Here is a 14,016-nt window from a genome sequence, read left to right on the forward strand (position 1 = left end):
GGCCCAGACCAGAACCGCGATCAGCAGCAGCAGCGGCAGAAGCACGAACAGCGCCGTCACCGCCACGCCGACGTCCAGGCTCCGCTTGGCCGCCCAGTCCAGACGCAGGCCGCCAACCACGAAGGGCGCGGGGGGCAGAACTGCATCAACGGTCGTTTCCGACACCTCGATCGCTTGTTCTGAAGCTTGTTCGACGATGACAGCGATATCGCCGGTGATGAGTGCACGCTGCACTGCGAGATCACCGCCCACATTCTGGCGAACTGCGCTCTGCGACATAATCTCTACTTCTCAGTATATGTGGCCGGCTTGGTTAATCGGAGATTGGTTAACGAATCCTTAAACACGGGATAATGTAGAACATAAGCCGTGCGGCAAATCTAGGGCTCTCAATCTAAACAGATTAGACGTGGTAAATTTCGTCAAGTTTGTTGCTAGTATGGAGCTTCCGGCCGAGCTAGCTCGATCGCATTCCGCTATCTGCGTAGAAAATGCGTAGCTACATATGAGATGCGTTGAAGGGTTACGCCTTAAGGGCTGTGAGTGCAGTGCACACCAAGAAACAGTCTGAATTGTTCGGCTTCATCGATCAGCAGGATCGCGAGGCGAGTGAGCTACGAGGCGGAGCAGGCCAATCGCGTTGGAAAGACGCACAGCAGCGTCGCTCTTTCGTGCCATGCATCATCACGCAGGTTGGCGCCAAGGTGATGCTAATTGTGCTGCGGCAGGCGCTGGCGGTGCGCGCAGCTGCCTGATGGCGTGCGCCCGTTGAACGCTGAGGTCGCGACCAGGACGAAGCGATCGAGCAGCTCGCCGCCGCGTGGGGCCGGGCGAAGGCCTGAAGAGCGCGGACCGGGCTGCCGCTGGCGTAGCGTTCAACCCCGCGCCTTCGCCGCGAACTCCCAGACCGTGACCTCCATAGCTAGCTCTGCCGGTTCCGGCAGATCGTGAGGCAGGTGATTAAGCCGGAAGACAGTGTGGCCGATTGAACCCATACGGTCATAGATCCGCGGAAACTACGCACCTCGCCTTATTCCCTCGACCCGCACTGGTTAGAAGCTCGGCTGACCTGGAGGGACAGAATGTCAGCTCGAACGATGGCGGTTTGGTTCGCGAGCAGCTCCATGCTGCTGGTGACCGCACAACCTGGGTTAGCGGCCGAGACGACCTCGCACTTCGCTCTGCAGCCCCAAGCAAAGTATCCCGATCCGGAGCGAACTGCCTCGGTGACGCTCGGCACTCTCAGCGTCCGGCGGAACCCGATGGATCAGCCTTGGGATCCTCGCGTTTGCATCGGCTGCGACCGAAACAACGGCCCGTCGCCAGGTCAGAACCGCGCTCACAGATTCCGGTAAGCGGATCAGACCGCCTTCTGAGACAACCACGTTCTAACGCGCCCGCGCAGTGAACTTCCAAACCGGCGGCCCCCAGACTTGGCTCTGCCGATCCCGGTAGGACGACGTCTGCTCGAACACGCTGCGGTGCGCCTCGACACCGCGCGCCGGGGTGCCGCCGACCATCACGGCGCCACAGCAATCGATGCGCAGGGTCCCGTGGTCCGGATGCACGCCGAAGAGCTGTGGCGCCGTCCAGCCGAGCCGGTACGCCTCTGCGCTGGGCTGGTCGTAGAAGGCAAGAGCGTTCCCCCGCATCGCTCCCGCTTTGGTCGAGCGAGGTATGGGCAGGGCGATCTACTCCGAACAGACAGTTCGACGTGAATTTATGGCGCAGCGATCGGCTCGAACATTCCGTATGACATAATCACCCGGGTTAATATTAATTTCAATTTCGACGTTATTGATAAAATTAAGGATTGGCCTCTTGTGACGTCCGTGTATGTTTCATGGGTATACAATTCGTGGTTTGAAATTGAGTAATTGGCCATGAACTACGTAGGTCTTTGTTTCTTTACTGACATCGGACGCTGTTCGTGCGGATCTTACTCAGTCGGCAGCGATAAAACTGCAACTGGAGGGCGGCGCGGCAGTTCGTCTGTAAACGATCTCCAATCAGATGCTCTTGCGAAAACGATCAGCAAATCCAATGCTCTTCCGTCTTCGACGCCGACTGCAGGACAGGCCCCGATCTCGACCCAGAAGCATTCAGACGTCGGATTTAGTATTTCATCTATAAACTTTAGTTCTGCAAACGCAGTAGTCCACAGTTTGAGCGGGGGGAGTAGATCTGGTGCTGCGCCTCTTCCTGAGGTGAACGCTAGCCTTAGCCTGCTACTAGCCGCCGTCACCGTTGCATTTTTGCGACGGCGGCGCAGCCGCCAGTCCGTGTGGGCGGCTTAGAAGGCCATGCGGATAGGCTACCTCCTTGCACGACGGCAAACGAAGAGTTCTGAAGTAGCTCGCAGCCTGCTCTCCCTTCTGAGAATACCTCCCGAGAGCTGTATTCCGCTGGTATTCATAGGTGGCACTGTTATATCGGCTGCAATGCAGCGATACCTCCTGGAATCGGCGCAGGCTGCTCGACATTTCATTGGGTTCAACGTCGGCGAAGCGTTCGCGCTCGCCACAACCTTGTCGCTGGTATTTGCCAATCCACGACGGCGCGTCCCGCTAAACGGATCAGACATCACCATCCTACTATTTTCTGCCATAGTTTGGTTTATACCGCACGAACGTGGAGTTTATCTTTCTACGACGCTCGCTGGATTGTGGTTTTTATTCGGCAGTCGATCCGACCATCATTTGAAGGGAATTGGGCAAATCTGGCTGGCTTTGTCTATTTGCGAATTGTGGGGAAAGATTGTATTCTGGCTTTTCTATCATGTAATCGAGGAGTTCGAGGTCAGTTTTATTTACAGAGTTGGACAGGCGTACTATAACGAAATTGGAATTACAGGAGCGAACCTTAGCATTCGCGATGATTGGTCGGTTGTGGTGCTTGAGGGATGCTCGTCGTTCCACAACCTTTCGCAGACGGTGTTGATCTGGCTGTCCATCTTGAAGATTGCGAACAAGCCGGCATGTTCCGCCGCATTTCGCGCGCTCGGCGTAAGTGCCTGTCTTGTCGTCACGATTAACGTCACGCGTATCCTAGCGATGTTGCCATCGCACGAAGCTTATTTTTTTTGGCATGACGGGTCAGGGTCGACATTAGTAGCGTTGAGTTCCCTAGCTGCGGCGATCGTCCCCATCCTAATTAGCGTGGAGAGGTCCGCGTGTCGGCTCAGCCCTCGCCTTTGACCCCCTGGGCTCGCAGCAGCCTCGGTGTCATGTGCTTTCTTTTCGCTGCCACGTTCATGGTTCGAATCTGTGCCTATCGGCTGCCGCCAAACGGTGGCGTCGCCGTTGCTCAGGAAACTTCTAGTAGTACCGCAGATTCTAGCGGTAACCTGGTGAGTCCAAGTGGCGCCGTCGAGCGTCTCAAGGTATTGTTCAAGGCCTGCTCACCGCCCGCCTCGATCATCTTTATTCGAACAGGTCCTTACGAATTAAACCCATCTCTCATTGGCATGCCCCAGGAGACCGACCGCGTCTTCTATTTCTATGGTGGTTGGAGCTTCGATGAACGCTTCATCTCTATCAAGCTTATGTTGCTACATTTTGCGCATCGTGCCTACGATAGATTGACTATAAAAAGTATTGACACGATTAACTCCAATGCGATAAAGCTTATAGTCCCAAAAAGCTGTAATATGCCCCCTAACTGGAATTTATCATTAGAAGATGTATTTGAAATTATGCCCATGACGATATCGACTTACGAGCAAATATTATTCATCGATTAAACGACTATTGCCCGCTAATAGGTGCTGCTGATTTTAGCCGGCCACTTCCAGCACGCCGAAGTAATCACAACTCAACCTGCCGTGTTTTGGGCGGACATCGAATATCTCACGCGCTGTACAGCGGAGCGCGAGAGCCTAGTCGCCCACGCGGTCGTAGCAGTCGATGACGGACTCGCGGATTGGCGCCCAGCGACCGCGCGCGAGGTATCAGCAAGGCACGGCGTGCTCGGACAGGCGTTCGATCTGATCGCGCCAAGATGCGACGGCAGGCGAGAGTTCGGCGGGTGCGGGCCTGGATGAAATACCCGCCGCAGTAGAGCCTGAGTTTTAACGAGCGGTTCGTTCGGCCCCACCCCGATCTGCTCACGGGGCGGGGGAGCGGCCACAGTGGCAGCAGTTTTGCAGTCGGGTCGCGATCGCTTTGTCTGATGGCGACGCGTTTTGCTGCCTAACACAATTACGTAGCTGACGCTGTGCGAAACGATTGTCCTAACACTTGCATTCAGCAGCGCGCCAGGCTCAGACTTTATTCTGATAGTGATCCACGAAATTACGGCGACCCAGACGAAATGACGATAAGAGACTCCGAAGATGAAGGTGGCCGAACTCAATTGCCGCCTCCACAGCAGACGCGCAGCTTCCGGCTGAGATCGTTCAACCTTTTTCTGCTAACTGCTCTGTTGTTGATCGCCCTGATCGCTACCATCGCATTCTGGTGCTGGGCCGTATGGTGGGGTGTATCAAAGCTGATGGAACTGGTGACCTGACGCATCAGCCTTCAAGGCAGGCTAACACGAGCTTCAATATCGACCGCCGCTCAAGTCCGCCCGCATCCTCAGCCACGCTCATCGTCGTCTTCGTCTCCCTGCTCGGGATCAACAGGTGCATTGCGACATAGCTGGATGAACTTGTAAAGACCAACGCAATATGCAGCAATCAAAGCGCCTTCCGGGCTAAACAGATTTCCCATGCCTGTTCATGCCCAAATAATTTGCAGATCTTCATTATATGATCCCTTATTACAGTGACAACGATTCAGCGCGCGTTGTTAACAGATACCTACGTAGTACCGCCCCTCTTCGGCATCGGTGCGATAGCCACGCCGCATGGCTACATTCTGATCCGGACGATGCGGAGGTCGGAGATCGCACACGAAAAAGCCCGCGCCGGCGGACCGGGCGGGCTTTCCGGATCCGTGCCCTGGGCCTAGCAGAGGCCGGATCCGAGCGTTTGATGCCACGTAGTGGCTTGAGAAAGGCTCCACGGGGCGTTGCCGACTGAGCCGCCGTTCATTCCACTGATCGGCACAAGGGGGCGTCTGCTCCACCCAGCAAAGCAGTGCATTACGTATTAGACGCCGCTGTACAAAGCAGCGCTATACAAACACTATAAGTTGAGTTCTTCACCGCGTGAGATGGGGGCGGAGCGTGCCCGTAAAAGTTTTGCCAATTGTCAATGATAATAAAGTATCAGCAAAGGTGGAGCTTGATTATCATAATTTTGAGTTTGCACCACAACTCGGCGATGTGGTCCGTTTCACTAATAAAGTAGGAGCTGGCGCACCTGTCTCTGCGTCTGGCAGAGTTGCTTGGGTCGAACACCAAGGTGTGCCCGTCAACTCCCAGGAGCCGTCGTGCATCATGATATGGATTGAACTACTCACAAGTTAGATAAAGCATGAGACATGCGTCGCTCGTCCTGATACGAGAAGCACGCGATACACGGCTAACGGTCTGATGCTCTGCCGATGCCCAGTGTTGGGTGAACAACGGCCTAGCAACTGATCTTCGTCTATACAGCCGGTCGGACAACGTCAGCTTGCATGCGATAAACACAGCGGCTGGACAGGTTAGTGCGCGGGCCACGAAGCTCCTGGCAACTGATGACCCGTAAGATCTCTACGATCCGCATTTCCCGACGCAGCAGCGCAGGAAGGCTGAGTCGGACCGGATGCGGACCGCGACATTCGACCCCCATTTTTCTCGGCGCGCACGGAAGTAGGCTGGAGGATCTGCAGAACGAAAAAGCCCGCCGCAACGACGCGGGCGGGCTTCTCAGGTTGAGCACCGGATGGTGAGGGGCCTTCAGCCGAACCCGAGACGGGGCGTACTTCGCCGAGTCTTAAGGGAAAGTCCCGCGCGACGGTGGCCGCTGGCGTTCGTCCCGGGCCGGGACCGTATGTGCTATCAGCCCTGATCGCCCTTCGTGGGCAGTGGAACTGATCGCCATGCGCCTGCCCTGGCTCGCCGCTTTCTTGCTGCTCCTGCCCGCACCCGCCTCAGCGCTGTGCCGTTGCACGTGCATCCGCGGCGAAATGAAACCGATCTGCCAGCCGACCGATCTAATGGTGCCGATCTGCCAGGGTTTCTGCGCGTCCGACATTCGCCCCGCGCCGGTCGTGGCGCCGTTGGCGGGCGGCCGGCCTGCATACGAGGTTGTGCAGCCGTTCGACCCAGCGCCGCGCACGCTCGCTCGCCCCGAAGAGAGCTTGGACACCAGCCCGAACGGTCAGCTTCTTGGTACACCTAACCAGCTTTCCGGCAGTGTCGGATCCAGCCTCATCGGCGGTTCTGGTGCGAGCGGGCGCTGAGGCACGAAAAAGCCCGCACCGGCGAACCGGGCAGGCTTCTCTAGATCCAGGCTTGGGCAAACACTGGGATCCGATGCGATCTTACGGCGGCATAAGTTAAGAAGAACCCGCCACGGCGGGCCGGGTGGGCGGAAGTCGGTCTTCGGGGGACAGCCCAAAGTACGCCAGCGAAAATTCGTTGCTTTAACCAGGGATAGAATTCGCCTCTGTCACGCACGAAAAAGCCCGCCACGGCGGGCGCGCCGAGCGGGCTTTCTCAGGCTCATGCACTTGGAAAGGGCTCGAGACCTAAGCCCAATCTATCGCGACTGCGAGCAAAGAAAAGCCCCGCGCGACCGTTCCGGCGAGGCTATATGGTGCGGCCAGGCATAAGCTGCAGCAGCCAATCAACCATCATCGTGGGCGTGCTGCGGCCTGATGCGCCTCCGTCTTGTCAAGGGGCATTGGAGCGTCTGATCTCACCAGCGATGGGCCACGCCGAGACGCGACGTAACAGGGGTGAGGAATAGCTCATTGCGGAGTCGCAGCCTGCGATGAAGCTATAGAGGCTGAGCGTTTCAGGCGAAACCGCCGGCGGCCGCTCACAAGCGCTACAGCAAAACAGGCCACCAGCCAGCCAACTGCGCAGCCTGCTGCTTTCACGTAAAAATCCGGCAGACGTCCGTGCCGACTCGCCTGAAGCGCCTGTGATGCTTCCAATAAACCCGCTGCTGCGACGGTTAGTACAAGAACGGGCAAGCGCTGGCGCGGATAACCAAATGTGAACAACAGCGCGAGCACAGCGTATGCAGCCGACCGCTCAAGCCACACCGGCTCGCCGGAGACCGGGCGGAACCCGATCGGACAGAGGGTCACATAGACGAGCGCAGCCAGCGCGAGCCAAGCGAGTAGGCGTACAATGCTTTGCATGGATCTGTTTGGTACGAAAGGAGTGTCATAATTACGACCGGTGCAGTGTTTCTGTCGCTTGGACGACCCTAACTGAGCATCGAGCTCCGAATAGATTGCTTCTAGAAACGTCAGTGCGGCACCTGGGAAATCGCTGCGACGAGCAGGGCGAGCCTGTCTAGATCCATGCTGATGTGGGAAATGCCGAAAATCCGAACCGTTCTAATCGCAGCATTGAACCAGAAGCGAACTCCGCGATTGTTTGTCATGGAGGAAGCCATGACAACGTTTCGCACGCTGATCGCCGCCTCAATCCTGAGTTCGTTGCCGCTGGGTGTTGTGTTCGCGCAAACCGCCCGCATGGGGATCGGAGGCGATCCGCTATCGGCTGAGAAGGCGCCGAACACTACTGTGGTCGGGCAGACCAAGCCGCCGAGCCGCGATGCGAGCCCGACATCGGTGAAGCCAATTGATCGCGTGACGCCGCGGCAGGCCGCAGATGATGCCATTGCCAATAGGGTTTGTGTTGGATGCGGTGGTGAGCCCATCACTACAGGAGCTCTCCCGCCCGCCAGCTCTTCTGGAAAATCTGACGCTCGCCTCCATGAGCTGAGCACGGCAACTGAACCGAAAAAGCAGTCTGATTTGGACACCGTTGCTCTGGCATCCGCGCACCGTGAACGGGCGGAGTCGGTGCGGGAGAAAACCAACGGTCTCTGGCAGTCGTGGACCGTGTCGATATGCGAGGGTTGTGACGATCAGCAGCCTTACAAGAGACGCAGGCTTGAGGACTGGCCGGTTCGCAACGTGCCGATGACCACAGGATCGATCGACAAGGCGCCGCCTGTGAAGAGACCTCACGCCGAGGCCAAGCGGACCGACATTCACCCGCACGGCACCCTTGAAGCCGATCTCTCGCCAGAGAACGTGGACTCGATTCGGCGCATGCCGCGGCAGTGACGTAGGTTAGGAGGTTGGAAGCTATCAGTGCCATGTGCATGAAAAAGCCCGCCGCGGCGAACCGGGCGGGCTCTGAGCCTCGAAGCAAGGTGTCACCGCGGGCTCCGGGCCAGCAGCGACGTAGCAGCAACCGGGCCAGAGACAGAAAAGCCTCACAGGGCAGAGCTAGGAGCTTACGGCATCACCAAGTCCGCAGATCCAGCGTGGACTGGATCTCGACAACCTCACTCATCCCCCTCGCTACGAACCCGGCCCACAGAAGCGAGGTGACGCCGGTCACGAGCGGTGCAGCGACGCTGAGAATGAGGATGATGGTCATGGCTATCTCGTCTGCCGATATGCGGTGCTCGCGTCTACTCTGAAACCCGGGCCGGAAGCTGGTTTTGCCTGGCTGATGCCGCCGGACCACTGTTTTCGATGCGGCTCCGCGGGAACAAAAACATCCCTGCCCGGCGATGCTAGAGGGGGCTGACGTGGTGCGGTCAGGATCTTGGCGCCGGCGGCGTGCCACCTACCTTGGCGGGGAGTGGTCGATCTCACCAGGGATGAGCCGAGCCAGTATGCGACGTGGCTCAGGGCATGTTGGCCGACTCAACTTCGCAGCTCACAATCAGGCGTGATACTTGGGCTGGATGCTCCGCTGGTTCCAGTTCATCCTTGGCCTCGTCACGCTGTGTGCGCTCGGCGTGGGCGCGGTACGCCCTATCATGCGCTATGGGCCAGCCGGTTTTCAGCGTTGGGCCTACGAAGCGTTAGTCGTGCTGCTGGCGTGCAGCTTTGTGAACATCGCCCTGCGTGCAGCATGGGGATATCGGGCACCCAAATCCGATTAAAGGTCGTGAGTCTCTGGCAGCTTTTGTCAGGTGTTTGAAGAAGCGGCTGCGCTGACATCGCGCACGAAAAAGCCCGCGCCGGCTGTGACCGGGCGGGCTGATCCGGATCCATTCCCTGGGCCTAGCAGAGGCCGGATCCGAGCACTTCATGCCATGTAGTGGTTAAGGAAAAGCCAGTGCCGGCGGACCAAGGGCCTCGTCCAGCCTGGGTCCATCTGGACAGGGCCGAATTCGGCGAGTACTGATAACGCCAAGTTTGATGAGCCGCATTGTCGCCAAATTTATCAATGATAAACCTACGTAGTTTGAATTGCCGCAATTAATGCAGCATATCCAAACAATAATCGCGAAGTAAAGACGTAATTTTGCGATATCCATAATGTTATCATATCGGCGGGGGGCAAATGACCAACTTTATTCTTAGCATTCTCTCTGGCGCGGCAGGCTCTATATTTTTAAGCGCTGCAATGGTGCTAGTTGTCGGCAAAGTGGCTGGCAAAATGGTCGACTAGTCACAATAGCGGCGCCATCCACCGAGCTCCTGTCATCGACAGCTTACTCAACCTCCTAGCTAAATTATTAATTTGTCGCCCACGCTCGTGCAACTGTTCGACTGTTCGACTATGTCGTATCTGCGGCGCATCGGAGCTTCGAGGTCTCTATTCTCCGGCGGTCACTTGTTGAATGCAAAAAGCTCCGCGCGGCGGTGCCGGCGAAGATAGAGCTCTTCCGATACGCCCTAGTCTAGCAATCAACGGTCTGGCAACTCATCCTCGCCTATACAGCCGGCCTGACAACGTCGGATCGCAGGCGATGAGCACAGTAACTGGACAGGTTGGTGGGCGGGCCACAAAGTTTGAAGCAACCGATAATCCGCGGGATCTTTACGATCCGCACTTTCCAACGCAGCAGCGCACGAAGGTCGAGTCGGACCGGATGCGCACCGAGACCTTCGATCCCCATTTTTCCCGACGTGCACGGAAGTAGGCCGGCGGCCAGCGGTAGGACGAAAAAGCCCCGCTGGCGGGGGCCGGCGGGACTGAAGTCGGGGAGGAATGTTCAGGCCATCGCAAATGGCGGGCCAGCTACGGCGGCGGGTCGCTCGATGCCTGGAGCTTCATGCCGATGATGATGCCGGCCAGGAGCGCGATCCCGGCGATGACCCACGACAGGTCCTGTGTGACGGGCGCGCAGTTCACGAGTGCCGCCGCTCGCGTTCGGAGTTGAGGCGGTGCTCGACCCGCTGATCCTCGGCGATCTCCTGAAGGATCTCCGTCTGCTTCTTGCTCTCCTCCCGGATGATGCGGACGCACTCACGGATATGCTGGCTGTCCTCCGTGCGCCGGCGGTCCATGTCCCGCTGCTCCCGGATGATGTCCAGCAAACCGATCGGGCCCTGCATGAACGGCTGCGGCACGTCGACGATGGTAGCGGGCGCTGGGGGCGGGAGCGTCTCCTTGTCAGAGCGCCCCCGGGTGACCATCCACCCGATGAGCCACATGGTGCAGCCGCCGACCGCGACCTGGAAAAACTGCTGCGTGGCGATGACGTCCTTCAAAAACGTGAGCAGCTCGGCCATCAACCAACCACCTTCTCAAGCCGATCGAGGGCATGGCCCATTCGGGTCCTGCGGGAGACGCCGTCCAGCACGGCGATGTAGACCGACAGGGCCTCGAAGCCTGCCAGCGTGCCGAACACCGGGATGACGAAGCTGGCCGCCTCCGGGCCGCGGAACGCATCGAAGATCAGGGCCGCCGTGAACTGGCCCATCACGAAGCATCCGCCGGTCGCGCAGATCGCCCTGATGTACGCGCCCTTGGGACCGACGACGATGTTGTTGATGTGCCCGTTGAGGTAGAGCGCCATCGTGCGCACCCCTCCGATGGCGCCGAAGAACAGCGCCATGTTCTCCTCGCTGAAGCCCATCTCGGCGATCGGCTTCAGAGCGGCGCGTTCCATGGTGTCGCCCGGCAGCACCAGGGTGAAGGCGATGAGGATCATCATCGTCGCCATGCACCACTCGAACAGGCGATAGGTGCTGTACGGCCCCGCCGGGCAGGCCTGCAGGAGCGGCCTCTTCTCGCGCGTCAACATCAGCTTCTCCCCTCGCAGGTTGCCCGCCACGCGGCGTTCAGCGAGCGCAGCTGGCGCCGGGTCCGCGCGTCATCCGTGCGCGCGTAGGCGACAGGCGAGGTCATGACCTGGCAGAACCGGGCGGCCGACGTCGCCGGCGTGGGGCCCGGGTCGCAGTGCAGGATGGCGAGGCCAAGGGCGAACCCAATGCACGTCATGGCTTCAGCTCCGGGAGGATATCGCGATCGTCGTCCGGCCCATCCGCCGCGGCATCACCGGCAGCGCGGGCGGAGGCTTCCTGCTTCTCGGCAGCGGCGACGGAGGCGTCGGCCTGGGTGGCGGCGCCGAGCTCGCGCAGGGCTTGCTCGGCGCGCAGGTTGGCCTGCCAATGCGTCACCAGCTTCACGATGAAGCTGATGAGCGTGGTGGCCCAGAAGGGCAGCGAGATCATGCTGCCTTCGCGAGCTTCGGATCGCTGGAGGCCTTCAGCGTGGTGATCGCCGGCTGAAGCACCTTGTGCTCGTCAGCGCTCTCCTCGAGGTCGAGCACGCGGAAGATGATCGACGACATGCCGCCGCCCTTGATCATCGCGTCGATCACCTTCTTGGGCAGCACGTTGACGCCGCGCTGCACGGCGGCCTGGATCACGGCCGGCCCGGCGTTCACGGTCACCTTGCCGTCCTTCACCGATCCGGCCACGGCCTTCACGCCGTACTGCGCCAGGGCCTGGGCCGCCTGCTCGATGCGCTGCTGCGTCAGGACCGATGTCGACCACGGCGCCCACTTGCCGAGCGCCCAGGTGACGATGCCGGCGATCCAGGTGGCGAACAGCAGGGCGAACTGCGGACCGTAGTCGACGATCCACTGGCCCCACGGAATCACCACGCCGGGCTTGGCGGCCGCGTCCTGGGCGAGCGCCGGGGTCAGCCCGAACCCGACGGCGACGATCGCGAGGCACAGGGCCGCGACGATGCCGAGAGCCGGCAGCCGCCACACGACGCTCAATAGGAGCGCCAGCGCCGCGCAGCCGAGCGTCAGCACAAAGATGCCGGAGGTGAAAGCGTAGTGCAGATCGGTCGGCGCTGCGGCCATAGCTGGAGAGCCGACGCACGCAAGCGCCAGCGCCGCGGGGATTACGCGGGTCATGTCGGGACTCTCGTTTTCGGGATGCGCGCGGCGGGCCCGGCCGGCTCGGGTCAAACTACCTCGGAATCCGAGGGAGTTGGGTCAGGCGCTCAGGCACGGACGAAGGTCCAGACGCCGGTGATGATCAGCGCGAGCACGATGAAGCCGACGCCGGCCATGATGGGGATCGCCCCGCCGACACGCTCATCGGCCGAGCCGCGCCCGCTCGTGATGACGAGGCCCCATGCGATCAGCCCGGCGCCGAGGATGAGCAGAACGGCGAGAAGCCACTTCATCTCAGCCTCCGAAGAACGGCGCGACGAACCTGCTCCAGAACCAATTGCCGGCGCTGGAGCGCGGTTGCTCCTGAAGCGGGGACATGGCGCCCACCTGCTGGCGGCCAGCCGCGGTCAGGCGGTAAAGCCGACGGCGCGGCGACTTGCCTTCCTCCCACGCTCCGACGATCAGGCCGCCGTTCTCCAGCGCGGCGAGCTCCGGATAGATAGCCCCGATGCCGGTGGCCTTCGAGATGGCGGCGCCCGACGTGTCAGCGACCGGTGCGGTGGCCAGGTACGACAGGATCTGCGCGGAGGGGCGAGAGACCGCCATCACGCCACCTTCGCGTGCGAGCCGCACTGGCAGTCGCCCGGATGCAACGCGGCCATCCGAGCGGTGATTGCCTTGATCCAGTCCGCCTTCTTGCCGGCGTTCTTGCCCGGGCAGCCCTTGTGTGTGGTCTTCGGATCCTCGCCGTGGAAGTGGAAGGTGTCGTTGGTCGGCGCGTGGCCGAGCATGGCGTAGCAGACCGCCATGGCGTGGACGGCGAGATCCTGCAGCGCCGCCGGCATCGTCTCGGTGGCGAAGTCGCCGGCCATCTCCAGCCCCCAGAAGGTGCTGTTCCAGGACGGCGAGTGCGTGCCCTTCAGCCACAGCGGATTGCCGGTGAAGATCTCCCGGTCCGTCACGACGAGGTGCGGGCCGCCGGCCCACTTCTGGTTCTGGTAGCTGACCCAAATGTTGCGGATGCGCTGCGCGCCGTCGAGCGGCTTACCCTTGTTGAGGTAGAACTGCGCCAGGGTCGGCGCCGAGGTGTTGTGCAGGACGAAGCCGCGCGGGCGCCACACGCCCATCTTCGGCTCGACTTCCTTCTCGACGTAGGCCTCGAAGCTGGCCTTGCTGTAGCTCTTGGCGAGGGGTGCGATAGTCACGCGACGGCTCCTTCGATCATGGCGAGGGCCCGCTTCCGGACCTTCTCGTTGCGCTCGTCCCAGGCCTGGCCCCAGGTGCGCGGCTTCGCGGGGTTGATGCGGACCGAGAACTCCTTGAAGGTCTTCTGGCGCTTGGCCCGCGCGTCGCAGAAGGCGTTCACGAACTGCGCGGGCGGCCGGTGCGAGGCGGCCCAGAACGAGACCGCGTCGAACTTCCCATCGACCGGCTGGCCCACCGCCATCTCGATGGTCTTCTGACAGCCGCCCTTGCCGTTGTTCACCGCCGAATCGAGGATCACGTAGCCCGTGTCGATCGGCATGCGGTCGAACTGCACCGGGGCGGCGAACTCAGCGGCGTAGATCGCGTTGGCCTCGGCGATGGGCACCGCCTTCAGGTCGGCGAAGGTCGGATGCGGCTTGCCGTGTGCAAGGCGCCACGCCACGAACACCGTGAACGTGATCCCCATGTTCACTGCGCCGCCCCCTTCCATGGCGCGCTCGGCATAGCCGCCCTCATCGTGGAGGATCAGGGCGAGCGCGGTATCGAGCGCAGGCGACAAGGCAGCCATCTGCGCCGCGGCGGATGCTACGGTCATG

General features: G+C 60.4%; 17 protein-coding genes and 1 pseudogene. 6 read left to right on the top strand and 12 right to left on the bottom strand.

Annotated features, from left to right (window positions below; translation table 11 throughout):
* Positions 1–279: pseudogene (locus MFF58_RS25070) on the bottom strand (hypothetical protein); the annotation flags it as partial.
* 236 nt (positions 280–515) lie between these two features.
* Here MFF58_RS25070 and MFF58_RS25075 point away from each other — a divergent pair.
* Positions 516–755 (top strand): hypothetical protein, encoded by a 240-nt coding sequence (locus tag MFF58_RS25075; protein WP_238291784.1) that lies wholly within the window; start codon positions 516–518, stop codon positions 753–755.
* A gap of 633 nt (positions 756–1,388) precedes the next feature.
* Here MFF58_RS25075 and MFF58_RS25080 read toward each other — a convergent pair.
* Positions 1,389–1,652, bottom strand: a complete 264-nt coding sequence (locus MFF58_RS25080) for a hypothetical protein (protein WP_238291786.1) — start codon at positions 1,650–1,652, stop codon at positions 1,389–1,391.
* A gap of 789 nt (positions 1,653–2,441) precedes the next feature.
* On the opposite strand from MFF58_RS25080, the gene MFF58_RS25085 reads away from it, so the two are divergent.
* From MFF58_RS25085 to MFF58_RS25100, 4 genes are all read left to right on the top strand, one after another.
* On the top strand, positions 2,442–3,197 hold the full coding sequence (locus tag MFF58_RS25085; RefSeq protein ID WP_238291789.1) for a hypothetical protein: 756 nt from the start codon (positions 2,442–2,444) through the stop codon (positions 3,195–3,197).
* Positions 3,173–3,742 (top strand): hypothetical protein, encoded by a 570-nt coding sequence (locus MFF58_RS25090; RefSeq protein WP_238291791.1) that lies wholly within the window; start codon positions 3,173–3,175, stop codon positions 3,740–3,742. The genes MFF58_RS25085 and MFF58_RS25090 overlap by 25 nt, the downstream gene beginning before the upstream one ends.
* Positions 3,743–5,969: 2,227 nt before the next feature.
* Positions 5,970–6,332: a hypothetical protein gene (locus MFF58_RS25095; RefSeq protein ID WP_238291792.1), complete on the top strand. Its 363-nt coding sequence runs from the start codon at positions 5,970–5,972 to the stop codon at positions 6,330–6,332.
* A 1,074-nt stretch (positions 6,333–7,406) separates the two neighbouring features.
* Positions 7,407–8,180 carry a hypothetical protein gene (locus MFF58_RS25100; RefSeq protein ID WP_238291794.1) on the top strand — a complete coding sequence of 258 codons (774 nt, stop codon included), beginning with the start codon at positions 7,407–7,409 and terminating at the stop codon, positions 8,178–8,180.
* Between the two features lie 181 nt (positions 8,181–8,361).
* Here MFF58_RS25100 and MFF58_RS25105 read toward each other — a convergent pair whose 3' ends face one another.
* Entirely contained in the window at positions 8,362–8,499 is a 138-nt protein-coding gene (locus MFF58_RS25105) for a hypothetical protein (protein ID WP_238291796.1), read from the bottom strand.
* 313 nt (positions 8,500–8,812) lie between these two features.
* Between MFF58_RS25105 and MFF58_RS25110 the strand changes: the two genes are divergently transcribed.
* A complete protein-coding gene (locus MFF58_RS25110; RefSeq protein ID WP_238291798.1) occupies positions 8,813–9,013 on the top strand; it encodes a hypothetical protein in 201 nt (66 codons plus the stop codon).
* A 1,195-nt stretch (positions 9,014–10,208) separates the two neighbouring features.
* Here the strand turns inward: MFF58_RS25110 and MFF58_RS25115 are convergent.
* From MFF58_RS25115 to MFF58_RS25155, 9 genes are all read right to left on the bottom strand, one after another.
* Positions 10,209–10,592 (bottom strand): hypothetical protein, encoded by a 384-nt coding sequence (locus tag MFF58_RS25115; protein ID WP_238291800.1) that lies wholly within the window; start codon positions 10,590–10,592, stop codon positions 10,209–10,211.
* Complete coding sequence (locus MFF58_RS25120; RefSeq protein WP_238291802.1) at positions 10,592–11,107, bottom strand: hypothetical protein; 516 nt, start codon at positions 11,105–11,107, stop codon at positions 10,592–10,594. The genes MFF58_RS25115 and MFF58_RS25120 overlap by 1 nt, the downstream gene beginning before the upstream one ends.
* Positions 11,107–11,304, bottom strand: coding sequence for a hypothetical protein (locus tag MFF58_RS25125; RefSeq protein WP_238291803.1), 198 nt, complete (start codon positions 11,302–11,304; stop codon positions 11,107–11,109). The genes MFF58_RS25120 and MFF58_RS25125 overlap by 1 nt, the downstream gene beginning before the upstream one ends.
* The gene (locus tag MFF58_RS25130) at positions 11,301–11,537 is read right to left on the bottom strand and encodes a peptidoglycan-binding protein (protein WP_238291805.1); all 237 of its coding nucleotides are present in this window, start codon (positions 11,535–11,537) and stop codon (positions 11,301–11,303) included. Before MFF58_RS25130 ends, MFF58_RS25125 begins: the two co-directional genes overlap by 4 nt.
* Positions 11,534–12,232 (bottom strand): hypothetical protein, encoded by a 699-nt coding sequence (locus MFF58_RS25135; RefSeq protein ID WP_238291807.1) that lies wholly within the window; start codon positions 12,230–12,232, stop codon positions 11,534–11,536. Before MFF58_RS25135 ends, MFF58_RS25130 begins: the two co-directional genes overlap by 4 nt.
* A gap of 89 nt (positions 12,233–12,321) precedes the next feature.
* A complete protein-coding gene (locus tag MFF58_RS25140; RefSeq protein WP_238291809.1) occupies positions 12,322–12,507 on the bottom strand; it encodes a hypothetical protein in 186 nt (61 codons plus the stop codon).
* A gap of 1 nt (position 12,508) precedes the next feature.
* The gene (locus tag MFF58_RS25145) at positions 12,509–12,820 is read right to left on the bottom strand and encodes a PadR family transcriptional regulator (protein ID WP_238291810.1); all 312 of its coding nucleotides are present in this window, start codon (positions 12,818–12,820) and stop codon (positions 12,509–12,511) included.
* Entirely contained in the window at positions 12,820–13,419 is a 600-nt protein-coding gene (locus MFF58_RS25150; RefSeq protein ID WP_238291812.1) for a peptidoglycan recognition protein family protein, read from the bottom strand. The genes MFF58_RS25145 and MFF58_RS25150 overlap by 1 nt, the downstream gene beginning before the upstream one ends.
* Positions 13,416–14,015 carry a glycosyl hydrolase 108 family protein gene (locus MFF58_RS25155; RefSeq protein ID WP_238291814.1) on the bottom strand — a complete coding sequence of 200 codons (600 nt, stop codon included), beginning with the start codon at positions 14,013–14,015 and terminating at the stop codon, positions 13,416–13,418. Before MFF58_RS25155 ends, MFF58_RS25150 begins: the two co-directional genes overlap by 4 nt.
* Position 14,016: the final 1 nt, after the last annotated feature.

Origin of the sequence: Methylobacterium longum, assembly GCF_022179385.1 — a bacterium.
GTDB lineage: Bacteria > Pseudomonadota > Alphaproteobacteria > Rhizobiales > Beijerinckiaceae > Methylobacterium > Methylobacterium longum.

What these genes read in the sequence shown, in the direction of transcription:
- MFF58_RS25080 (WP_238291786.1), bottom strand. Translation starts at nt 1,652, where the DNA reads ATGCGGGGGAACGCTCTTGCCTTCTACGACCAGCCCAGCGCAGAGGCG.
- MFF58_RS25085 (WP_238291789.1), top strand. Translation starts at nt 2,442, where the DNA reads ATGCAGCGATACCTCCTGGAATCGGCGCAGGCTGCTCGACATTTCATT.
- MFF58_RS25095 (WP_238291792.1), top strand. Translation starts at nt 5,970, where the DNA reads ATGCGCCTGCCCTGGCTCGCCGCTTTCTTGCTGCTCCTGCCCGCACCC.
- MFF58_RS25100 (WP_238291794.1), top strand. Translation starts at nt 7,407, where the DNA reads ATGCTGATGTGGGAAATGCCGAAAATCCGAACCGTTCTAATCGCAGCA.
- MFF58_RS25105 (WP_238291796.1), bottom strand. Translation starts at nt 8,499, where the DNA reads ATGACCATCATCCTCATTCTCAGCGTCGCTGCACCGCTCGTGACCGGC.
- MFF58_RS25110 (WP_238291798.1), top strand. Translation starts at nt 8,813, where the DNA reads ATGCTCCGCTGGTTCCAGTTCATCCTTGGCCTCGTCACGCTGTGTGCG.
- MFF58_RS25115 (WP_238291800.1), bottom strand. Translation starts at nt 10,592, where the DNA reads ATGGCCGAGCTGCTCACGTTTTTGAAGGACGTCATCGCCACGCAGCAG.
- MFF58_RS25120 (WP_238291802.1), bottom strand. Translation starts at nt 11,107, where the DNA reads ATGTTGACGCGCGAGAAGAGGCCGCTCCTGCAGGCCTGCCCGGCGGGG.
- MFF58_RS25125 (WP_238291803.1), bottom strand. Translation starts at nt 11,304, where the DNA reads ATGACGTGCATTGGGTTCGCCCTTGGCCTCGCCATCCTGCACTGCGAC.
- MFF58_RS25130 (WP_238291805.1), bottom strand. Translation starts at nt 11,537, where the DNA reads ATGATCTCGCTGCCCTTCTGGGCCACCACGCTCATCAGCTTCATCGTG.
- MFF58_RS25135 (WP_238291807.1), bottom strand. Translation starts at nt 12,232, where the DNA reads ATGACCCGCGTAATCCCCGCGGCGCTGGCGCTTGCGTGCGTCGGCTCT.
- MFF58_RS25140 (WP_238291809.1), bottom strand. Translation starts at nt 12,507, where the DNA reads ATGAAGTGGCTTCTCGCCGTTCTGCTCATCCTCGGCGCCGGGCTGATC.
- MFF58_RS25145 (WP_238291810.1), bottom strand. Translation starts at nt 12,820, where the DNA reads ATGGCGGTCTCTCGCCCCTCCGCGCAGATCCTGTCGTACCTGGCCACC.
- MFF58_RS25155 (WP_238291814.1), bottom strand. Translation starts at nt 14,015, where the DNA reads ATGACCGTAGCATCCGCCGCGGCGCAGATGGCTGCCTTGTCGCCTGCG.